This window comes from Mycolicibacterium sp. HS_4_1, from assembly GCF_054515875.1.
This window is the reverse complement of record NZ_CM137261.1, coordinates 3,119,359-3,139,454: the sequence shown is the minus strand read 5'-3', so window position 1 is coordinate 3,139,454 and position 20,096 is coordinate 3,119,359. Positions and strand designations below refer to the sequence as shown.

The 20,096-nt window shown below is 67.4% G+C and carries 19 protein-coding genes; 8 read left to right on the top strand and 11 right to left on the bottom strand.

What is annotated here, in order from left to right:
• Window positions 1–9: 9 nt before the first annotated feature.
• Window positions 10–423 (bottom strand): DUF6188 family protein, encoded by a 414-nt coding sequence (locus ACX12F_RS15015; RefSeq protein WP_459365356.1) that lies wholly within the window; start codon window positions 421–423, stop codon window positions 10–12.
• Between the two features lie 54 nt (window positions 424–477).
• Window positions 478–684 carry a hypothetical protein gene (locus tag ACX12F_RS15010; RefSeq protein ID WP_459365355.1) on the bottom strand — a complete coding sequence of 69 codons (207 nt, stop codon included), beginning with the start codon at window positions 682–684 and terminating at the stop codon, window positions 478–480.
• Between the two features lie 382 nt (window positions 685–1,066).
• On the opposite strand from ACX12F_RS15010, the gene ACX12F_RS15005 reads away from it, so the two are divergent.
• Both ACX12F_RS15005 and ACX12F_RS15000 read left to right on the top strand, forming a co-directional pair.
• Complete coding sequence (locus ACX12F_RS15005) at window positions 1,067–2,374, top strand: DUF7159 family protein (RefSeq protein WP_459365354.1); 1,308 nt, start codon at window positions 1,067–1,069, stop codon at window positions 2,372–2,374.
• Between the two features lie 103 nt (window positions 2,375–2,477).
• Window positions 2,478–3,242 carry a L,D-transpeptidase gene (locus tag ACX12F_RS15000; RefSeq protein WP_459365353.1) on the top strand — a complete coding sequence of 255 codons (765 nt, stop codon included), beginning with the start codon at window positions 2,478–2,480 and terminating at the stop codon, window positions 3,240–3,242.
• Here the strand turns inward: ACX12F_RS15000 and ACX12F_RS14995 are convergent.
• On the bottom strand, window positions 3,232–3,969 hold the full coding sequence (locus tag ACX12F_RS14995) for a helix-turn-helix domain-containing protein (protein WP_459370359.1): 738 nt from the start codon (window positions 3,967–3,969) through the stop codon (window positions 3,232–3,234). The two genes, ACX12F_RS15000 and ACX12F_RS14995, sit on opposite strands and share 11 nt — an antisense overlap.
• Window positions 3,970–4,136: 167 nt before the next feature.
• Here ACX12F_RS14995 and ACX12F_RS14990 point away from each other — a divergent pair, with 167 nt between their 5' ends.
• The gene (locus ACX12F_RS14990; RefSeq protein WP_459365352.1) at window positions 4,137–4,475 is read left to right on the top strand and encodes a hypothetical protein; all 339 of its coding nucleotides are present in this window, start codon (window positions 4,137–4,139) and stop codon (window positions 4,473–4,475) included.
• On the opposite strand, the gene ACX12F_RS14985 is transcribed toward ACX12F_RS14990, so the two are convergent.
• The gene (locus ACX12F_RS14985) at window positions 4,447–5,706 is read right to left on the bottom strand and encodes a cytochrome P450 (protein ID WP_459365351.1); all 1,260 of its coding nucleotides are present in this window, start codon (window positions 5,704–5,706) and stop codon (window positions 4,447–4,449) included. The genes ACX12F_RS14990 and ACX12F_RS14985 overlap by 29 nt on opposite strands.
• Window positions 5,707–5,987: 281 nt before the next feature.
• Between ACX12F_RS14985 and ACX12F_RS14980 the strand changes: the two genes are divergently transcribed.
• Window positions 5,988–6,458, top strand: a complete 471-nt coding sequence (locus ACX12F_RS14980) for a hypothetical protein (protein WP_459365350.1) — start codon at window positions 5,988–5,990, stop codon at window positions 6,456–6,458.
• 116 nt (window positions 6,459–6,574) lie between these two features.
• On the opposite strand, the gene ACX12F_RS14975 is transcribed toward ACX12F_RS14980, so the two are convergent.
• From ACX12F_RS14975 to ACX12F_RS14960, 4 genes are all read right to left on the bottom strand, one after another.
• Window positions 6,575–8,815, bottom strand: a complete 2,241-nt coding sequence (locus ACX12F_RS14975) for a molybdopterin-dependent oxidoreductase (protein WP_459365349.1) — start codon at window positions 8,813–8,815, stop codon at window positions 6,575–6,577.
• Entirely contained in the window at window positions 8,812–9,381 is a 570-nt protein-coding gene (locus ACX12F_RS14970) for a TetR/AcrR family transcriptional regulator (protein WP_459365348.1), read from the bottom strand. The genes ACX12F_RS14975 and ACX12F_RS14970 overlap by 4 nt, the downstream gene beginning before the upstream one ends.
• A gap of 168 nt (window positions 9,382–9,549) precedes the next feature.
• On the bottom strand, window positions 9,550–10,683 hold the full coding sequence (locus ACX12F_RS14965) for a nitronate monooxygenase (RefSeq protein ID WP_459365347.1): 1,134 nt from the start codon (window positions 10,681–10,683) through the stop codon (window positions 9,550–9,552).
• A 138-nt stretch (window positions 10,684–10,821) separates the two neighbouring features.
• Window positions 10,822–11,565: an HAD family hydrolase gene (locus tag ACX12F_RS14960; protein ID WP_459370358.1), complete on the bottom strand. Its 744-nt coding sequence runs from the start codon at window positions 11,563–11,565 to the stop codon at window positions 10,822–10,824.
• Window positions 11,566–11,702: 137 nt separating this feature from the next.
• On the opposite strand from ACX12F_RS14960, the gene ACX12F_RS14955 reads away from it, so the two are divergent.
• The 4 genes from ACX12F_RS14955 (at window position 11,703) to ACX12F_RS14940 (ending at window position 17,060) form a co-directional block, all read left to right on the top strand.
• Window positions 11,703–12,440: a glucose 1-dehydrogenase gene (locus tag ACX12F_RS14955; RefSeq protein ID WP_459365346.1), complete on the top strand. Its 738-nt coding sequence runs from the start codon at window positions 11,703–11,705 to the stop codon at window positions 12,438–12,440.
• Window positions 12,441–12,595: 155 nt separating this feature from the next.
• Window positions 12,596–15,463, top strand: a complete 2,868-nt coding sequence (locus ACX12F_RS14950) for a glycoside hydrolase family 2 protein (protein WP_459365345.1) — start codon at window positions 12,596–12,598, stop codon at window positions 15,461–15,463.
• Between the two features lie 33 nt (window positions 15,464–15,496).
• The gene (locus ACX12F_RS14945; protein WP_459365344.1) at window positions 15,497–15,715 is read left to right on the top strand and encodes a hypothetical protein; all 219 of its coding nucleotides are present in this window, start codon (window positions 15,497–15,499) and stop codon (window positions 15,713–15,715) included.
• Between the two features lie 43 nt (window positions 15,716–15,758).
• Window positions 15,759–17,060, top strand: coding sequence for a competence/damage-inducible protein A (locus ACX12F_RS14940; protein ID WP_459365343.1), 1,302 nt, complete (start codon window positions 15,759–15,761; stop codon window positions 17,058–17,060).
• Between the two features lie 6 nt (window positions 17,061–17,066).
• Here ACX12F_RS14940 and ACX12F_RS14935 read toward each other — a convergent pair whose 3' ends face one another.
• The 3 genes from ACX12F_RS14935 to yaaA form a co-directional block, all read right to left on the bottom strand.
• The gene (locus ACX12F_RS14935) at window positions 17,067–17,984 is read right to left on the bottom strand and encodes an alpha/beta fold hydrolase (RefSeq protein WP_459365342.1); all 918 of its coding nucleotides are present in this window, start codon (window positions 17,982–17,984) and stop codon (window positions 17,067–17,069) included.
• A 51-nt stretch (window positions 17,985–18,035) separates the two neighbouring features.
• The gene (locus ACX12F_RS14930; RefSeq protein ID WP_459365341.1) at window positions 18,036–19,010 is read right to left on the bottom strand and encodes a TerC family protein; all 975 of its coding nucleotides are present in this window, start codon (window positions 19,008–19,010) and stop codon (window positions 18,036–18,038) included.
• A gap of 171 nt (window positions 19,011–19,181) precedes the next feature.
• Entirely contained in the window at window positions 19,182–19,928 is a 747-nt protein-coding gene (gene yaaA, locus ACX12F_RS14925; protein ID WP_459365340.1) for a peroxide stress protein YaaA, read from the bottom strand.
• Window positions 19,929–20,096: the final 168 nt, after the last annotated feature.

The following is a 20,096-nucleotide window of genomic DNA, read 5'->3' as shown; positions in this document are numbered from 1 at the left end:
CGGACGCGCTCAATTCACGGACTGGTCGTCAGGCAGGTCATGCCGGACCACGCGCACATGCCCGCGGGGCAGGCACGCGGCGTAGCCATGGTGCTTGCCGTAGAGCTCCCACGAGGTGTGCTCCAGGTCGGTGGGCACGTCGATCCGGTGTCCGTCCGCGAAAGCCAGATGCAGGCTGCCGTTGTCGTCCCACTCGGCGTGCGTGCATTTCTGGCCGGCGAAATCGAACAAGGGCCGTTCCTGGTTGCGCACGTCCGTCGGATTGATCGTGACCACTTCCTGCGGGTCGGTCTCGGTGGCAGGCAGAGTCAGGGCCAGGGGTGCGGAGATGACGAGCTCGTTGTAGTCCTCGAGGTTCAGCACCAGTCCGTCGCGGAATCCGATCCGCTGCACTGCGCATCCTTTTATCCACTGTTCGGTCATAACCCACTGTGTTCCCACCTCGCCTGGCGCGCAACATCACGGGACAGCTGAGCGCTACCGGTTGACGAGGGGAAAGGCCAGGGCGCAGCCGGATTCGATGGAGTGTGTCCACGCGTCCTGCTCGGCGGAGGCCCGCAGATGCCGGGGGCGCGCGGTCCACCCGCACGTGCACGTCGCATACGAGCAGCCGAGGCCGCGGACATGTACGCCCACCTCGTCATGGGAGATCGCCGTGGGCGGGGTGAGTGGCGGTGCCGTCATGATGCTGACCTCCTTGCCGTTCTTGTCGACAATTCTCGCGCCGCCCCATCACAGGATCGCGCAGCGACAGGTCACAACTAGGCCACTGGATACCTCATCGCGCCTGCCGTCAAACTTCCGGTACGCACCTCGGGCACGCCGACCGGCCGTGAACAAGGTGGCAAATACTGATAACGGTTTGAACACAGGGCAGTCGGAAGCTGGCAAATATCCCCAGGTCGGTGGCCTGCGGAGGGATGCACTGTGGCCCAGGTAACGGGTAAAGTCACCGGTCAAAGGGTGGCTTGTCTCACCGCGATTCCGCGGTGGTTTCCGCGTGCCGAAGCACGCGTCATCGCCGGTCGTGCGGCGCCGCCATGCGGTTTTTGAAGGGGTTGTTTGCGTGGACGCGGTGCTCGGTTTGGCCATGACTCCGTCGTCCATGGGGCTGGTCCTGGTAGAGGGCAATGACGTCGACGGATTCACCATGGACCACGACGCCGTCGAGATCATGAACTCGGCAGATGCCACCGCCGCCGTGCTGCGCAGTGAGGCCCTGGCGGCGACGCGCGGACTGCGGCTCAAGTCGATCGGGCTGACATGGAGCGACGACGCCGACGCCGAGGCCTCGATGCTGATGCGGTCGCTGTCGGAATCCGGGTTCGACAACGTGGTGCCGGTGCGCTTCCCGGAGGCCAACGAGGCGGTGGCCCGCGGCATCGCCGACGCACTGGGCTGTGGGACCACCGCGGTGTGCACCATCGAGCCCGAATTTGCGATCACCATGATCGTGCACGCGGCCAGCGGTGCGGTCCACACCGCCGTGAATCACTCCGTCGGCTCCCGGTCGGGGCTGACCAGCTGGCTCAGCGCCGTTTTCACCCGCGCGGACTGGCAGCCGGAGGCACTGGTGGTCATCGGCTCCGCGGGGAACTTCGAGGCCATTCTGCCGGGGCTGCAGGACGCCCTCTCGGTACCGGTCTTCACGCCGGAAGAAGCGGATTTGGCGCTGGCCCGCGGTGCGGCGCTGGTGTCCGTGCGGACGGGTGATTCCGACCTGTCCGAGCCGTACTACTTCGGCGACGTCCCCCGCCCCGACGAGTGGAGTGGTCAGGATTGCGGCTGGGACCCGACCTTCGACGCGTTCGAGGCCGCCGACGCGTTCGAGCGCAGAGCGATGATGCCGGTCGGCCGGCATCGGTCGACGGGATCGTCCCGCTGGCAGCAGGTGTCGACTTCGCCCGCGCTGCCCCTCACCATGCTGGCCGTCGGATCGACGGCGTTCGTGGCGTCCGTGTCGATGGCGGTCACGTTGCAGTTCCTGCCCGGGCATGGCGCCGCGTCGACGTCCGTCACCAAGAGCCCGCGGCCCGCGGCTGCCGAGGAGGCGGTGGCACCGGCTGCGCCTGCGGCGGTCCACGTGGCGCCGGCTGCCGAGCCGTCGGCCGGGGTGTCGGCGCCGGTCGAGGCGCCGCTGTCTGACGCGCCCGCCGTCGAGCCGCAGGCCGCCCCGGTTGCCGAATCGGACCCAGCGGCGCACCCCGAGGGCCTGCCGGCGGCCGACGTGCCGCCCGCGGCCACCGACATCCCTCCGGCCGAGGTCCCGCCGAATTCGGTCGTTGTCGCGGTGCCCGCCGAGGCCCCTGCACCGGCCGCTCCGCCGCCTGCCGATGCTGCCCCGCCGGCAGAACCCGCCGCGCCGCCTCAGTAAAGGGCGAGGTGAGGCCGCAACTGGCCGGCTACCGGCGTGCGGCTAACGAAAGTAGCGCCCGCGCCGAACTACGATAAGTAGTGAACGTATCTCGGACCTGAGGATGGACCCCTTGCCCAAAACTGTGCGTTATGCGCTGGCCGTTGCCGCATCTGCGGTGATGATGCTGAGCGGCTCCGTGGGTGCTGCCGTCGCGGCGCTGCCCGAGTCTCTTCCGGTCGCCATGATCACGCCTGGCAGCGCAGACGCGGTCGGTGTGGGTATGCCTGTCACGGTGACCTTCAGCCAGCCGGTGGCAGACCGGGGGCGCGCTGAGCGCACCATCGAGTTCTCCTCGCCGAAGATGACGAAGGCGCCCGCCGGGACGTACGCGTGGCTGGCGGACAACAAGGTGCAGTTCACGCCGAGCACATACTGGCCCGCACATTCGTCCATCACGGTGTCGGTCGGCGGTTTCAAGCAGGATTTCCGGACCGGCTCGGCCACGCTCGGAGTCGCGAGCATCAGCGGGCACACCTTCACGGTGAGCATCGACGGCCAGGTCGTCAAGACCATGCCGGCGTCCATGGGCAAGCCCAAGCACCCGACACCGGTGGGGTCGTTCACCGCGATGTCGAAGGAGAATCCCGTGGTGATGGACTCGCGGACCATCGGCATCCCGCTCAACGACCCCGAAGGCTACAAGCTGACGGTCTACTACGCGGTGCGGGTCACCTCGGGCGGGGTCTACGTGCACGCGGCACCGTGGTCCGTTGCGCAGCAAGGCAGTTCGAACGTCAGCCACGGCTGCATCAACCTCAGCACCGATAACGCATCGTGGTACTACAACCAGGTGAACGTCGGCGACCCGATCGTCATCAACGCCTGAGCGCCCGTGCCGTCGACTCGTCGGCGGGCAGGAACGCTTCGAAACTCAGCTCCGCAGCGGTCAGGTCCAGCGCTGTGCCGAAGGTGGTGACGGTGCTCAGGAAGGTCAGCACCTGGCCGTCGGGGCCGTCGATCTCCAGTGGCACCGCGACGCCGCCGAGATCGGACGATTCGACGTCTCCGCCGGGATAGGCCTCGATCTCCGTCAGCAGGTCGTGGAGCTCGGCCGACGCACTGGCGGCCACTTCGCGGCGCAACCGGCCGATCACGTGGTGGCGCCACTGTCCGAGATTGCGTATTCGCGGCGCCAGCCCGTCCGGGTGCAGCGAAATGCGAAGGGCGTTGGGCGAATCCAGCAATGCGGGCGTCACGCCCTCGAGCAGCACGACAATGCCGGCATTGCCCGCGACGATGTTCCACAGATGGTCGACGGCCAGGCACGGGAAGGGCTCGTACGCGGCGAGGACGCGGTCGATCCCGTTGCGCACAGCGCTCATCTCCGGATCGTCGAGTGACCGTTCGGCGTACACCGGCGCATGCCCGGCGGCCAGCAGCAGCCGGTTCTGTTCTCGCGCAGGGACATCGAGCACGCTGCCGAGCTTGAGCACCATGGCCCGGCTCGGCGTCGAGCGGCCGGTCTCGATGAAGCTGAGATGGCGGGCCGACACGTCAGCCTCGATCGCGAGGTCGAGTTGGCTGATGCGCCGCCGCTGGCGCCACTGCCGCATCAGTGTTCCGAACGGCTGTGGCGAGTGTGGCGGGGCGGCGCTGGCGACGGTCACGCCTCAAGTGTTGCGGCTGGCCGGCTCGGTGGCGACTACCTGTGAGGTAATTGTGGCGTTTACCTGATGGGCACAGCATCGAATCGTCCGGCAACCCACAGGAGGCGATCGAGATGCGCACTCATCCAGCCGAACCGCCGACGCGGGTGCCGCCCGTCTGGCTACGGGCGGTCATGGCGGCCGACCGGACCGGGTCGGCCTGGTATGTCGGTACCGGATTCTTCTTCGCGCCGGCACTGATGGCGGTCTCGCCGTGGCCGGCGCTCACCGCGGTGCTGTGGGTGGTCATCGCCGTCACCGGGTTGTGGCTCGGCCTCCTCGGCGTGGCGATGGCGACTGGGCTGGCGATGGTGCTGCGCTCGGGCCAAGAGTTGTCGGACGACTATTGGCAGTCGCTGCTCGACTACCCCGATCGGCCCAAGATCACTGCGCGGCAGCTGGTTTCGCGTTAGCGCCGGTGTAGTCGACCTGCCAGTGCTTGATGCCGTTCAGCCAGCCGGACCGTAGGCGTTCCGGCTCGCCGAGTGGCCGCAGATCAGGCAGCTGGTCGGCGATCGCGTTGAACATCAGATCGATGGTCATGCGCGCCAGGTTCGCCCCGATGCAGTAGTGGGCGCCGGTGCCGCCGAAGCCGACGTGCGGGTTGGGGTCGCGCATGATGTTGAACGTGTACGGGTCGTCGAACACCTCTTCGTCGAAGTTGGCCGACCGGTAGAACATCACCACCCGTTGGCCCTTCTTGATCGGCACGCCGCCGAGTTCGGTGTCCTCCGTTGCCGTGCGCTGGAATGCGGTGACCGGCGTCGCCCAGCGGACGATCTCGTCGGCGGCTGTCGCCGGACGTTCGCGTTTGAACAGTTCCCATTGGTCCGGGTGCTCGGCGAACGCCATCATGCCCTGGGTGATGGTGTTGCGGGTGGTCTCGTTGCCCGCCACCGCAAGCAGGATGACGAAGAAGCCGAACTCGTCGTCGGAGAGTTTGTGGCCCTCGACGTCGGCCTGGACCAGTCGGGTGACGAGGTCGTCGCGCGGGTTGGCGCCCCGGTCGGCGGCCATCGCCATGCCGTACATGATCAGTTCGACGGACGCGGTGATGGCGTCGTTGCCGGCGAATTCGGGGTCCATGTCTCCGACCATCTGATTGGACCAGTCGAACAGCTTCTTGCGGTCTTCCTGGGGAACACCCATCAGACCGGCGATCGCCTGCAACGGCAGCTCGCAGGACACCTGCTCGACGAAGTCGCCGTAGCCCTTGGTGGCCGCCTCTTGCGCGATCTGTTGTGCGCGCTTGCTCAGCTCGTCGCGGAGCAGCTCGATGGCGCGCGGGGTGAACATGCGCGAGATGATCTTGCGCAGGTGCGTGTGGTGCGGGGCGTCCATGTTCAGCAGTACGAACTTTCCGCGTTCGATCTGCTCGGTCACCGTGCCGTCCTGGTAGCGGGGGATGGCGGTCTTGGTCTGGCTGGAGAACACGTCGCTGCGGCGGGATACCTCTTTGACATCCTTGTGCCGCGTCACCACCCAGTAGCCGCCGTCGTCGAAACCGCCCTTGCCCATGGGCTGGTCGTTCCACCAGATCGGCGCGACATGGCGTAGTTCGGCCAGCTCCGCCACGGGCAGTCGCTGGGCGTAGATGTCGGGGTCGGTGAAGTCGAATCCGGGTGGGATGTTCGGTGCCGACATGTGGCGCTCCTCACTCTGCAACGTGTTTCAATTTAGTACCGCGTGGCAGTCGGGGCCGCAAGGTTATGCCGATATTCCGGCTCAGATTCTGGGTGAATGCCGATGGACGCCCATTCGCATCGGACTATTCGTCGTAGCCAGGCCGCTGTAGGAGCGCTCCGGGGCCGAGGTGGCAGGGGGATATTCGTACGGCCGCACCAGATTGATACGGCAAATTCCCAGCAATACCGCAGTCACCTGTAGCACCATTGGTTACCGGAGATGGACGGGAGGGGCATCAGATGAGAATCCTGGACGACACCAGAACCCACGCCAAGATCCGCGTCGTGGGGTTTGCCTGCGCAGCATTGCTGCTGCCGCTCGGTAGCGCGGCAACGGCCTGGGCCGACGGGCCGGCAACCGATACCAAATCCAGCGACACAACGGCTGCGGCGGCGTCGGCGCCGGCTCCGATAGGAAAACCGGTGCCGGTGCCAGAGGCGGCCCCGGTCCCGCACCTGTCCAGCCCGGAAAATCTGCCGCCGTACACGACGTCCACTCCGGACGGTTCGCAGGACCCCGACCAGTTGTCCTATCTGAAGGACGTCTGGCATGCCGTGCAAAACCGGGAGATCAGCCCGAAGGAGGCGCTCGTGCTGCTGGCGCAGCGGCCGATGGACGCCGACGCGACACCACCGGCGGGGATGCCCGCCGGACCGCAGGCTCCGGTACCGGTCCAGCCGCCGGCTCCGCCGGACGCCCCGGCCGGTTAGCCGGCCTGGCCGGCGTCACGCAATTCCTGGCGGCGGTGATGCGCGATGGTCTGTCGCCTGAGACCGTCAGCGCCATCGACCGGTTGCTCCCGCCGAGTGATCCCGTGCCGAGCTAGTCAGGCCGTCAGGGCCTCGATGCGGGCGGGCACATGCTTGTGCCACGGGGTCCCGGCGAATTCGTCGCGCCAGTCGGCCGAGGTCAGGTTGTTGGGGGCGACCCCGGGCACGCGCTGTTGCCCGTCGGCGTCGGTGAAGTCCAGTCCGAAACCGTTCGGCAGCGCGGCATGCCCGGGCAGCATGACGTCGGTGACTTCGACGGACGCTTCCGCGGTGCCGGCAGCGGTCGTGATCCGGGCCCGCCCGCCGTCGACCAGGCCCAGGGCCGCAGCGTCTTCCACGCTGACCCGCAGCGCGCCGTCGGCATCGCGTTTGCGCCAGCCAGGATCGCGGAAGATGTCGTTGGCGGTGAACGCCCGGCGCTCGCCGGCCGACAGCACGATCGGGTACTCGTCGGTGACCAGTGGTGGCCGGTCGGCGCCAAGCGCCGCGAGTTCGGTCAGCATCTCGGGGATCTCGAGGGCGATGTGCTTGTCACCGTGGCCGACCAGGCCCCAGTCGTCGTCGTACTCGTGCACGGTGAACGTGACGCCCGAGCGGCCCTCGAGGATCGCGGTGAACAGGGCGTTGCCATCGGCGTGGCCGGCCCGGCGCACCGCATCGGGATAGGTCATCGCGGCCTTCTGCGCCAGCCCCCACAAAGCTGCCGCACCGGCCAGGCCGTCGGGCAGTGTCGGGCCCAGGGTTTCGTACAGCACATACGGGAGTACGCGGCCCAGTGACGGGTTGGCGCCGACCGCGCCGAAGAATGCTCCCAGGTACGCGTCGAGGCCGTCGCGGGCGGCCCGGCGGAGCGGGTCGAGCTCGGCGTCGTCGACGACGCCGAGCGCCCGCACCAGCCGCGCCCAGATTTCCGGCTCCGGCAAGGTCCCGGGCAGTGGCGTCATCACCGGGTGCCGCAGGTGGAAGGTGTTGTGCGGGAACTCGAGATTGAAGAACGTGGCTTCGGGCTTCTCGAACTGGCTCGCCGCGGGCAGCACGTAATGGGCCAGTCGGGCGGTCTCGGTCATTGCGACATCGACGACCACCAGCAGTTCGAGTGCGCTGAGCGCCTCCTGCACCGCGGCCGAGTCGGCGATCGAATGGGCCGGGTTGCTGCTCTCGACGATCATGGCGCGGAAGCGGTCCGGATGGTCGGTCAGGATCTCCTGTGGCACCACGTTGGACGGCAGCAGCCCGGCGATGATGGGAGCGCCGGTCACCGGGGACCGGCCGACGCCGCCTGCCGCGAACAGTGGCGCGAACGACGAATGTAGATGCTGTCCACCGCGTTTGGCGAAGTTGCCGGTCAGGATCCACAACATCTTGTTGAGGTAGGAACACAGGGTGCTGTTCGGCGCCTGCTGCACGCCGAGGTCCTCGAACACCGAAACGCTGGCCGCACTGGCAATCCGGCGCGCCGCGGCGCGCAACAGCTCGGCTTCGACGCCGCAGCGCTGGGCGAAGTCGTCGACGTCCACGGCGCGCAGTGCGGCCTGCGCCGGTTCGACACCGGTGACGTGTTCGGCGAGAAATGGTTCATCGCAAAGGTTTTCCTGGACCAGAACCGCGGCGAGTGCCGACAGGCACCAGGCATCGGTGCCGGGACGCACCCGCAGGTGGAAGTCGGCGAGTTTGGCGGTGTCGGTGATCACCGGATCGATGACGATCATGGACCGCTGCGGGTCTTTGGCAATGTCATGCAGCACCGTGCGGGCCCGTGGGAAGCTCTGCGACATCCACGGGTTCTTCCCGATGAACACCGACACCTCGGCATGTTCGAACTCGCCGCGGGTGTGCCCGCCGTAGAGCTGCGCGTCAACCCAGTACTCGCCGGTCTTCTCCTGTGCCAACGCGTTCGACCGGTATCGGGCCCCGAGTGCCTTCAGGAATGCCCCGCTGTACGCGCCGCCCAGGTGATTGCCCTGGCCACCGCCGCCGTAGTAGAAGATCTTGTCGCCGCCGTGCTCGTCGCGGATCCGTGAGAAGCCTTCGGCGATCTCGGATATCGCAGTGTCCCAGTCGATTTCCTCGTAGCTGCCGTCGGGCCGGCGGCGCATCGGAGTGGTGAGGCGGCCCGGGTTGTTCTGGTAGTGGTCCAGGCGCAGTGCCTTGTTGCACGTGTAACCCTGCGACGCCGGATGCGCCTTGTCGCCACGGATTTTCGACAGTGTGCGGCCGTCGACCTGGACCACGATGCCGCAGTTGCACTCACACAGGATGCAGGCGGTGGGCTGCCACTCGGCCTGGGTCGCGGTCATGAGGTCGCCTTCCGTTGTGTTGTCGCGGCAGACACCAGGGCGCGCAGCTGCCGGTGCACGAGGTCAAGGGGGGCGGTGGAGCCGGAGGTGCGGGCCACCAGAACGGCGCCTTCGATGGCGGTGGTGGCCAGCATCGCCAGTTCGGCGGCTTCCTCTGCCGGGGCGCCGTCGGCCCGGAGCTGTTCTCCGAGCTGGGCGAGCCAGCGGGTGAACGCCGCGGCGGCGCGCTCGAGCACAGGCGGGTTGTCGGCCTCGACAGCGACCGCGACCACCGGGCAACCGGCCCGGAATTCGGTCTCGGTGAGTTGGGCGCGGAAGCCGTCGATCAGTACGTCGAGCGCTTCGAGTGCCGAGTCTGCTCTGGCGATCCGGCGCGCGATGTGGTTGCTGGCGAAATCGATTGCCTCACAAAGGAGTTCGGTGCGACCGCCAGGGAAGTGGTGATAGGCCGAGCCGCGCGGCGCGCCGCTGTGGGCGAGCACGTCCGAGATGGCCGTCGAATGTGCGCCGCGCTCGCGGATGAGCAGTGCCGCTGACACGATCATGCGTTCACGGGGACCAGGCATCCGTGACCTTCCGTCGGATTATGTATGCAACCATACATAATCCGACGGCGTGGGTCTACGCCTGTGAATGTGGGCACCGCTTACGCCTCGGATTGCAGTCGCATACTGACTGCAATCCGAGGCACAAGCAACGTCAAGCGAGCCGCCAAGGCAAGGCGGCAGCCTCGATCAGACGGAGGCGGCTTCGTTCAGCGCCTCGAGCCGGCCGGTGGCCTCGAGGTACTCCCGCACCCAGCGCTCGATCACCGCGGCGGTCTTCTCGACCTTGGTGAACTGACCGACCACCTGGCCGACGGGGTTGAAGGCGACGTCGACACTCTCGTTCGGGTATTTGTGAGTGGCGGCCACCGCCATGCCGGAAACCATGTACTGCAACGGCATTCCGAGCGGCTTGGGGTTGCCCTCCCGCTCCCAGGCCTCGGTCCAGTCGTTGCGCAGCATCCGTGCCGGCTTGCCGGTGAACGAGCGGCTGCGCACGGTGTCCTTGCTGCTGGCCTTGGCGTACGCGGCGTGCTGCTGCTCGGTGTGCTCGCTCTCCTCGACCATCACCCACTGCGAACCGGTCCAGGCACCCTGGGCGCCGAGCGCCAGCGCGGCGGCGATCTGCTGGCCGCTGCCGATGCCACCGGCGGCCAGCACCGGAACCGGCGCGACCTCCTTGACCACCTGGGGCCACAGCACGATCGAGCCGATCTCACCGCTGTGCCCGCCGGCCTCGCCGCCCTGGGCGATGATGATGTCGACGCCCGCGTCGGCGTGCTTGCGGGCCTGCGACGGCGAGCCGCACAGCGCGGCGACTTTCCGGCCCTCGGCGTGGATGTGGTCGATCATGTCCTTCGGCGGCGTGCCCAGTGCGTTGGCGATCAGCGTGCACTTCGGGTGCTGCAGTGCGACCTCGACCTGGGGGGTCGCGGTGGCCTCGGTCCAGCCGAGCAGCTGCAGGGCGTCGTCGTCGCTGTGGTCGACCGGCACGCCGTGGTCGGCGAGGATCTTCTTCGCGAAATCCAGGTGTTCCTGGGGCACCAGGGCGTTGAGCTGCTTCTTGAGCACATCGGGATCCAGATCCACCTGGTCCATGCCCTCGTACTTGTTGGGGATGACGATGTCGACGCCGTACGGGTGGTCGCCGATGTTCTCGTCGATCCACTTCAGCTCGATCTCGAGTTGTTCGGGGGAGAAGCCGACCGCACCCAGCACGCCGAAGCCGCCGGCCTTGCTGACTGCCACGACGACGTCGCGGCAGTGGGTGAAGGCGAAGATCGGGTATTCGATGCCGAGCTGGTCGCAGATAGCGGTGCGCATATGAGTTCCTCGTGCTGGGGCCGTAGCAAAAGCGGCAAAACTGAAACGTGTTCTAGTTTACTACCTCGTGACAGTCCGGCGCGCAAGACTACGCACGCATTTCGGCCGAGATTCTGGGGCGAATGATGTTCCGGAACGTCAGCGTGGCACGAAGCGCCGTAGCCAGCCGGACCGGTCGCGGGGTGGGGCGGCGGCGCGCACCACCGTCCAGCCGAGCCGCTCGGCTTCGGCCGCCAGCCCGGGGCGCGGATTCACTGGAATCGGATGTCCCACGGCGCGCATCAGGGGCAGGTCCTCGTCGCCGTCGGCGTAGAAGTAACTCTGTTGCAGGTCAACACGATTGGCCAGGCTGAATTCCTCGACCGCCGCGGCCTTCCGGTGCCCCCAGACGATGGGCCGGACGATGTCTCCGGTGAGCGTGCCATCGCCGTCGGCGGTGAAGTGGTTGCAGATGACGTGCTCGACACCCAGAGCGCGGGCCAGCGGCATGACGTGCATGGTCAGCGCCGACGAGCTCAGCACCACCGTGTGGCCCGACCGCTGATGGGCGCGCACAACCTCGCGCATGGTCGGGAAAATCCGGGCCTGCACATGGCTGTGGAACAACTGCTCGCCCAGCGATTCCTGCTGGGCCAGCGACTCACCCCGCAGGTAGCCGGCGGCGCGCACCAGCAGCCGCTCAAACTCCATGCGGCCCAGCTTGTATCGCAGGGTCGCCTCGAGAATTCCGGTGAGTTCGCCGAAGGCGGCCTGGCGCTGCCGGAACCGGTGTGCGGCATGGATCGTCGCGATGAATCCGGACACCAGCGTGCCGTCGACGTCGAAAAAGGCGCCGACGTTCGAGCCCGTCGCGCCGGGGTCGTCGGCGTCGACCGCAGCGATCGGCCCCGTGATCGGCCCGGCGTTCGGCGCAGACATGCGACCAGTATGCCGGGATTTTCCCCGTCGCCTCGCTCGCCCCAGGTGATTCGCGCGCGGCCTCCCGGCTACCCGTCGGCCGGGCGGTAGCGTGACCCGTCATGGGACGCGTGGACGGAAAAGTTGCACTGATCACTGGCGGCGCACGGGGGATGGGTGCGGCGCATGCCCGGATGCTGGTCGCCGAGGGCGCCAAGGTCGTGATCGGGGACGTCCTCGATGAGCAGGGCGAGGCACTGGCCGCCGAACTCGGCGCCGCCGCCCGCTACGTGCACCTCGATGTCACCGACGCCGACCAGTGGGCCGCCGCGGTCGGCACTGCGACCGAGCAGTTCGGCCTCCTCAACGTCCTGGTCAACAACGCCGGCATCACCGCCCTCGGCAAGATCGGCGAGTTCGACATGGCCAAGTGGCACAAGTGCATCGACGTCAACCTCACCGGCACCTTCCTGGGCATGCAGGCGGTGGTGGCGCCGATGCGGGAGGCCGGCGGCGGCTCCATCATCAACATCTCGTCCATCGAAGGTATGCGCGGCGCCACGCTGCTGCATCCCTACGTCGCGTCCAAGTGGGCGGTGCGCGGTCTGACCAAGTCGGCAGCCATCGACCTGGGCAAGGACAAGATCCGGGTGAACTCGGTGCTCCCCGGTTTCATCCGCACGCCGATGACCAAATATTTCCCGGACGACATGATGACCGCGCCGCTGGGCCGGCCCGGGCAGCCCAATGAGGTAGCGACCTTTGTGGTGTTCCTGGCCAGCGACGAATCGTCGTTTGCCACAGGCAGCGAGTTCGTCGTCGACGGCGGTCTGACGACCGACGTGCCGCACAAGTTCTGACCTCACCGATTCCGACACTGCGGGTCTGACGGGGCACAATGAGGTGCCCCCACATCGCGTATTCGGTTGTAGAAGCGCGTTCAGATGCTGACGTTTTCGGAGGGAGCAGGGCTATATCAACCGAGTTGCGCCGCGGTGCAGTGCTGGGTGCCGTCATGTCCCTGGTGCTGCTGTTCGCGTGCACCGGTGATCTGCCGCGCCTGCTGAAGCCCATGAGCGCGGCCACCGAGGTCGAGCTCGCGCAAGGCTGGCAGCTGGCGTCCGCGCAGGGCATGGTGGCCAGCGGCGCGCAGCTCAGCCTCGCCGGATTCCCCGCTTCCGGTGCCGGCTGGCACCAGGTGCGGCACATGCCGGCGACGGTGCTGCAGGCGCTGCAGGACGACGGCACCTACCCGGACCTCTACTACGCCGACAACCTGCTGACCAAGGTGCCGCAGGACCTGTACAAGCAGGACTGGTGGTACCGCACGACGTTCGTCGCACCGACCGGGCACTCGACCTACCGCCTGAACTTCCCGGGTATCAACTACCGGGCCGAGATCTGGCTGAACGGGCACCAGATCGCCGACAGCCACCAGATCGCCGGCATGTACGTCGACCACACCCTCGACGTGTCGAAGTGGATCGACCCCGGCCGCACCAACACGCTCGCGGTCAAGGTCACCCCGGAGCGGGCACTGCAGGACGTCGACGGCGTGGAGCTTGCCGACAGCTGGTTCGACTGGATCAACTGGAACTATCTCGGGTACCAGGGGCCGGGGAAGAACCCGGCCAACGGCAACTCGTTCGTGGCCGACCGCAATGCCGGCATCTTCAAGCCTGTCACCCTCAAGATGTCGGGCGACGTGGCGATCACCGACGCCACCGTGAACAGCCAGCTGCCGTTGCCGCGCACCGACAGCGCCCAGCTCAGCGTCCGGTCGGGCCTGACCAACTACTCCGGACAACGGGTCAACGGCGTGGTGCGGGCAACGATCACCCGCGCCGGCAAGCCGGCCATCGACATCGAGCGACCGGTGTCGCTCGGACCGGGGGAGAGCCGCGACGTCACGTTCAGCCCCACTGACTACGAGGCGTTGCGGGTCCAGCACCCCGATCTCTGGTGGCCGTACACGATGGGCAAACCAGACCTGTACGACCTGCGGCTGCAGTTCCTGCAGTACGGCCAGGCCACCGACGAGTTCAAGCAGCGGTTCGGTATCCGGTCCATCGAACAGGGCCGCGACGGTAGTGAGGAGTTCCCGCAGCTGGGCTCCGGCGGCAACTTCTACCTGAAGGTCAACGGCCGCGAGTTCCTGGCGCGCGGAGCCACCTACACGCCCGACCTGCTGTACCGCGACGATCCCGATCGTGACGACGCGATCCTCCGCTACGTCAAGGATCTGGGTCTGAACATGATCCGCATGGAATCCAAGATTCCCGCTGCGCGCTTCATCGAACGGGCCGACGAGCTGGGCATCCCGCTGATGGTGGGCTGGATGTGTTGCAACCAGTGGGAGAAATGGCCGCAGTGGGGCCAGGAGGACCACCGCGTCGCGCAGGACAGTCTGCGCTCGCAGATCATGATGTTGCGTTCGCATGCATCGGCGTTCGTGTGGGCCAATGCCAGCGACGGCCACCCGCCGGCCGACATCCTCACCGAGTACCACGACATCCTGCGAAAGCTGCACTGGCAGAACGCCGTTGTCGACACGGTGTCGTCATACGCCACCGATCCGCAGGGCAACCGGCTGTGGGACGGCATCCAGATGGCCGGCCCGTACACCTGGCGGCCCCCGTCGTACTGGTTCAGCGGCGACTACGCCGCCGCTCGCGGCGCGTCGGCCGAGCAGGGCGACAACGAGCACATCCCGCCGTTCGCGAGCCTGCGCAAGTTCATCCCGCCGGACAAGCTCTGGCCGATCAACGACATGTGGTACTTCCACGCCGGTTCCAACCCCGGCAACGAAGCGCTGGCGAGCATCCGCGACGCGGTCGTCCAGCGCTACGGATCGTCCAGTGGCGCAGAGGAATTCACGCGCAAGGCGCAGCTCGCGCACTACGAGGCGACGCGGGCCCAGTTCGAGTCGTTCGCCGCGCTGGGCTGGGCCGACCACAAGATGACGATCTACTGGATGCTCAACAACCACTGGCCATCGTTCTTCGGCAACATCTTCGACTACTACCTACGGCCCGGAGGCGCGTACTACGGCGCGAAGAAGGGCCTGCAGCCGCTGTCGGTCACCTTCGACTCGTACGCCACGGGCGACCACAGCACCGCCAAGATCAGCATCACCAACCAGAGCCCGGAGAATGCCGTCGGCCTGCGGGTGCGCACCCGGGTTTACGACATCAACGGAACGGTGCGCGACGACCGCACCAGCGACCCGTACGACGTGGTCTCGGGTGCCGCCGCGGTAGCCATGACGCTGCCGCGCGAAGTGCCCGACTCACGGGTGTTCTTCGTCCGGTGCGAACTGCTGAATCCGATCGGTGAGGTCATCGCCGACAACGACTACTGGCAGTCGCAGCAGGACGACATCGGCAATCCCCGCAAGGACGACGCCTTCGACCTGCATCAGACCGGTTGGGCCGATATGACGCCGCTGAACTACATGACCAAGGCCGCCTTGGAGGTCAGTGCCGTCGGTTCGGTCAACGGCGAAGGCCAGCAGGTGGTCGACATAGCCCTGCACAACCCGACCAAGCAACTCGCGTTCTTCGAGCGGGCGGAGCTGACCACCGCGCCGGACGCCGACGAGATCTTGCCGATCGAGTACAGCGACAACTACGTGACGGTCTACCCGGGGGAGACCGCGCACGTCCGGGGGCTGGTGCCGAAACCCGGCGTGACCGCTGGTTGGGTGCGGGTCGGCGGCTACAACACCCCGCCGGTGACGGTCCCGGTCACGGGCGGCCCCGCGCCGCAGGGCACCGCCGGCGGCGTCTCACCCGCCGGGGTCGCCGATCCCGGACTTGCCGAGCCGGACGTCCGGCCCGCGGCGCCGGACGTCGTACCGCGGGTTTTGCGGCCCGGCGCATAAGACATGATGAAGGCACACATGAAGGAGAAGCCGATGGCTGACGAACGATCCGCACTGGCCGAGCACACCGCCGAAACCGGGTGGCAGCGCCGCCAGGACGACCGGGTGGACGTCTACCTGCGTGGCGCTTCTCGGGTCCGCGTGATCTGGCAGGGCGACGACGCGATCAGCGGCAGCTCGCGCTTCCAGGACGGGATGATGGAGTCCTACACGCGCGAGCTCGGCACCGTGCGCGCCTGGCTGGCGGGCTGACTCAGTCCGCAGGGTCCTGCGGTAGCGCCGTACTGTGATCGCCATGGGCGTGCGTGCGGGCATCGTGGTGACCGGGACCGAAGTTCTCACCGGGCGGGTCCAGGACCTCAACGGGCCGTGGCTGGCGGATCGGCTGCTGGAACTGGGCGTCGAGCTCGCCCACATCACCATCTGCGGCGACCGGCCTGAAGACATCGAGTCCCAGCTGAATTTCCTTGCCGCGCAAGGTGTCGACCTGATCGTGACCAGCGGTGGACTCGGGCCGACAGCCGACGACATGACCGTCGCCGTGGTGACCAGGTTCTGCGGCCGCGAGCTGGTGCTCGACGAAGCACTCGAGGAGCGCATCGCCGAGATCCTGCGGTCCTTCATGGGCCGGTTCCCTGGCGCCGATTTCGACGCGGTCCGGGCCGCCAACCGTAAGCAGGCGCTGGTGCCCAAGGGTGGCAGCGCCGAGGGCATCGAGATTCTGGACCCCGTCGGCACCGCACCCGGCGTCGTGGTCACCCGGGCCGGGGGTGCGCCGACGGTCATCGTGCTCCCCGGGCCGCCTCGTGAACTGCAGCCGATGTGGACCCGCGCCATCGAGACGGCCACCGCCCAGCAGGCGATTGCCGGGCGCACCATCTACACCCAGGACACCATCCGGATGTTCGGTCTGCCCGAGTCGGGGCTGGCCGAAACCCTGCGGGAAGCCGAGACCCTGGTCGCCGGTTTCCCCGGCCTGGAGATCACGACATGCCTGCGTCGCGGCGAGTTGGAGATCGTCACCCGCTACGAACCCGACGCCGCCGAGAGCTACCGGCAACTGGCCGCACTGCTCCGTGAACGCCACGGGCACGAGGTCTTCTCCGAGGACGGCGCCCTGGTCGATGACCAAGTGGCGCAGCTGCTTTCGGGGCGTACCATCGCGACGGCCGAGTCCTGCACGGCGGGCCTGCTGGCAGCTCGGCTGGCCGACCGGCCGGGTTCGTCGGCCTATCTGGCCGGTGGCGTGGTGTCATACTCCAACGAGGCCAAGGCCGATCTGCTCGGCGTCGACCCGGCATTGATCGCGGCGCACGGTGCGGTATCCGAACCGGTTGCCGAGGCCATGGCGGCCGGCGCACTGGAGCGGTTCGGCGCCGACGTCGCCGTGGGTATCACCGGCATTGCCGGCCCAGGCGGTGGAAGCGACGAGAAGCCGGTCGGCACAGTGTGTTTCAGCGTACGTCTGGCCGACGGCACAATCCACACCCGGACCGTCCACCTGCCGGGCAACCGGGCAGACATCCGCGAGCGGTCGACGACGGTCGCCATGCACATGCTGCGCCGGGTGCTCAGCCGTCAGGCCGTCACGGCCTGACGGGCGCTACTGTGCGGCCAGGTCAGCGTCCCAGACCTCGAGAATCTTGGTCAGGATTTCTTCGGGCACACCGAGACCCGCGAGGTGGCTTTCGCCCGGCAGCGTGTACATCTCGGCATCGGCAATACGCGCCACCGCGTGCTGGCCGTGGGCGTAGGGCACGATGTGGTCGGCGTCGCCGTGCCACCAGTGCACCGGCACCTTGATGTCCTTCAGCCGGAAGCCCCAGTCGCGGGCGAACACGACGATGTCGGCGAACGGTGCCGCCAGCTGCTTGCGGCTGCCGTTGAGCAGATCGTCGAGGAACATGGCCTTGAACTCCGGACGGCTCAACAGGTTTCGGTCGCCGTCGGGCGAGATGCGGGCATACAGGTCGAGGGCGGGGGAGCCGAACGGTCCGATCAGTTTGATCACCGAGCCGGCGACCCACCGGATGGGGGTGTCGGCGACCTCGATGATCGGCCGGACGATCTTCGCCAGCTCCATCAGCCCGCTGCTGATGCCGTCTTCACCGATCAACGGCGCGACGCCACCGAGCACCGCGGCCAGCACCACCCGGTCGGGCATAGCTGCCGCTGTGGCCAGGGTGTAGGGGCCGCCGCCGGACAGCCCGATCACCGCGAACCGGTTGATGCCGAGGGTGTCGGCAACCGTGCGTAGATCGTCGGTGAAGCCGAGCACGTTCTCGTACTGGTAGGGCGTCGACGAGCCGATACCCGGCCGGTCGATGCCGATCAGCCGGATGTTCTTGCGCGCGGCGAAGGAGCGGGCCTCGGTCGGGATCTGCCGGCGCGCGCCCGGCGTCCCGTGCAGCCAGAACACCGCGCGTCCCTGCGGGTTGCCGAACTCGGCAAAACTGATCTGGCGGCCCTCGCCGACGGCAATGTTGCCTTCCAGCTTGGGGCGATCGATCGACATGGCCATGGCCAGATTGTCGCACGCAGATTTGCCCCGGTCGGTGGCGGCGGCCCGCAACTAGCCTGCGCTGCGGGCGTCGACGCGGGTCTTCAACAGACTGGCCACCGTCGTCACGACGAGCGTGACGATGATGACGGCCAGCGACAGTAGCGTCGGGATCTGTGGCACATGCACAGGCTCACCGCCGTTGATGAACGGCAGCGTGTTCTCGTGCAGCGCGTGCAGGACCAGCTTCACACCGATGAACCCGAGGATGAAGGCCAGGCCCTGGGACAGATAGACCAGCCGCTTGAGCACGTCGCCGAGGAGGAAGTACAGCTGGCGAAGACCCATCAGTGCGAAGACGTTCGCGGTGAACACGAGGTACGGCTCCTGGGTGAGGCCGTAGATCGCCGGGATCGAGTCGAGTGCGAACAAAAGGTCCGTGGTGCCCAGCGCGACGATCACCAGCAGCATCGGGGTCAGCACCCGCTTGCCGTTCACGCTGGTGTGCAACCGGTTGCCGTCCCACTGGTCGGAGGCCTTCAGGTACTTGCGGGCGAACCGCACCATCGAGTTCTCGGCGTCGTCGTCGTGCTCGGTGTCCCGCGCCAGCTTGACGGCGGTGTACACCAGGAATGCGCCGAAGAGGTAGAAGATCCACGAGAACTGCGAAATGGCAACGGCGCCAAGGGCGATGAAGATGCCACGGAAGATCAGCGCCAGGATGATGCCGATCAGCAGGATCTCCTGTTGCAAGACCCTGGGCACCTTGAAGCTGGCCATGATGATCAGGAAAATGAACAGGTTGTCGACCGACAGGCTGTATTCGGTGAGCCAGCCGGCGAAGTACTCCACGCCGTAATCGCCGCCGTGGAAGTTCCACACCCAGATTCCGAAGGCGATTGCGAGGCCGACGTAGACGGCCAGATAGCCGGCTGTTTCCCGGGTGGTGGGCTCGTGGGGGCGGCGGCCGATCACCACCACGTCGAACAGCAGTACGGCGATCGTCACACCAAGGGTGATCGACCATTCCAGCGTAGAAACATTCATGCGAGGGTGCCTCCGGGCGTCAGTGAACGACCGAGGTCTCTACCGCCGCCGCAGCGGCCCGCGGTACCGGCTGCCCGACGTTGGACAACGTGATGACGACACCGCGGCGAAGGAATACTCCCCTCGAGAGCCATTATCGCAGACCGGCGGGGACCCGTCGCGCAGCCGGGGTCACGCCGTGACCAGAACGGTCAGTCGGGAGCTGTCACGTTCGACGCGCATCCCGGCGCGACGTGCGACGGTGGCGACGGCGGCGGCGTCATCCGGCTCGGCCCGGCTGCCGGCCAGCGCTCGCGCCAACCGTCCTTTGTGGGCCTTGCTGAAGTGGCTGACGACGGTGCGGCGCCCGTCGGCGTGTTCGGTGTACACGTCGACCGTCACCGCGCCGGGGATCTTGCCGAGCGCCTCGTACGAGCCGGACCGCAGGTCGACGATGAGCTCATGCTGCTGGAGTTGGGCCAGGACAGGCTCCAGGACGGGCTTCCACCGGCTGGCCAGGGTGCCGCCGGCGGGCAGTTTCGACGATGCCGACAGCCGGTACGCCGGAATCGGGTCATCTGCGCGCAGCAGCCCGAACAGGGCCGATCCGACCGCCAGCCGGGCCCGGGCGCGGGTCGCGGTGGCACCGCGCAGCGAGCCGACGTCGAGGGCGTCGTACAGCACCCCGGTGTAGCGCTCGATCGCCGGCATTGTCGGGGCGCTGTTCAGTTCGGCGTTGCGCTGTATCTCCGCGTCCTGCGAGGCGGAGATGGAGAGGGCCTTGCGGCTGGCTTCCGGGTCGGCCGCCAGGGCGACAAGCTCGTCGACCAGCGTCCTCCGGAGCGGCGTGAGTTCCGGCACACTCAACGTGCTGAGCTGCAGCGGTGGTCCGTCGCCACCTGGGCGCTTGGTCTCCGAGGGCGGCAGCAGCACGATCACGGCGAAGACGGTAGCCGACGCCGGTTGGTACGGCGCGTACCATCTACGTGTCAATCGTGGGTGTTTGCTTTGCCGCTGTGGTCACGGTGGCCTAAAGTTCGGTACCTACTGACGTCGGGGCCGAGGTCGGTGGGCCGAGGTTCCGTACCTGCGGTGATTACCAGAAAT

What these genes read in the sequence shown, in the direction of transcription:
- ACX12F_RS14955 (WP_459365346.1), top strand. Translation starts at nt 11,703, where the DNA reads ATGGGACGCGTGGACGGAAAAGTTGCACTGATCACTGGCGGCGCACGG.
- ACX12F_RS15010 (WP_459365355.1), bottom strand. Translation starts at nt 684, where the DNA reads ATGACGGCACCGCCACTCACCCCGCCCACGGCGATCTCCCATGACGAG.
- ACX12F_RS14950 (WP_459365345.1), top strand. Translation starts at nt 12,596, where the DNA reads ATGTCCCTGGTGCTGCTGTTCGCGTGCACCGGTGATCTGCCGCGCCTG.
- ACX12F_RS14995 (WP_459370359.1), bottom strand. Translation starts at nt 3,969, where the DNA reads ATGCGGCAGTGGCGCCAGCGGCGGCGCATCAGCCAACTCGACCTCGCG.
- ACX12F_RS14940 (WP_459365343.1), top strand. Translation starts at nt 15,759, where the DNA reads ATGGGCGTGCGTGCGGGCATCGTGGTGACCGGGACCGAAGTTCTCACC.
- ACX12F_RS14935 (WP_459365342.1), bottom strand. Translation starts at nt 17,984, where the DNA reads ATGGCCATGTCGATCGATCGCCCCAAGCTGGAAGGCAACATTGCCGTC.
- ACX12F_RS15000 (WP_459365353.1), top strand. Translation starts at nt 2,478, where the DNA reads ATGGACCCCTTGCCCAAAACTGTGCGTTATGCGCTGGCCGTTGCCGCA.
- ACX12F_RS15015 (WP_459365356.1), bottom strand. Translation starts at nt 423, where the DNA reads ATGACCGAACAGTGGATAAAAGGATGCGCAGTGCAGCGGATCGGATTC.
- ACX12F_RS14945 (WP_459365344.1), top strand. Translation starts at nt 15,497, where the DNA reads ATGGCTGACGAACGATCCGCACTGGCCGAGCACACCGCCGAAACCGGG.
- ACX12F_RS14930 (WP_459365341.1), bottom strand. Translation starts at nt 19,010, where the DNA reads ATGAATGTTTCTACGCTGGAATGGTCGATCACCCTTGGTGTGACGATC.
- ACX12F_RS14985 (WP_459365351.1), bottom strand. Translation starts at nt 5,706, where the DNA reads ATGTCGGCACCGAACATCCCACCCGGATTCGACTTCACCGACCCCGAC.
- ACX12F_RS14970 (WP_459365348.1), bottom strand. Translation starts at nt 9,381, where the DNA reads ATGCCTGGTCCCCGTGAACGCATGATCGTGTCAGCGGCACTGCTCATC.
- ACX12F_RS14990 (WP_459365352.1), top strand. Translation starts at nt 4,137, where the DNA reads ATGCGCACTCATCCAGCCGAACCGCCGACGCGGGTGCCGCCCGTCTGG.
- ACX12F_RS14975 (WP_459365349.1), bottom strand. Translation starts at nt 8,815, where the DNA reads ATGACCGCGACCCAGGCCGAGTGGCAGCCCACCGCCTGCATCCTGTGT.
- ACX12F_RS14965 (WP_459365347.1), bottom strand. Translation starts at nt 10,683, where the DNA reads ATGCGCACCGCTATCTGCGACCAGCTCGGCATCGAATACCCGATCTTC.
- ACX12F_RS14980 (WP_459365350.1), top strand. Translation starts at nt 5,988, where the DNA reads ATGAGAATCCTGGACGACACCAGAACCCACGCCAAGATCCGCGTCGTG.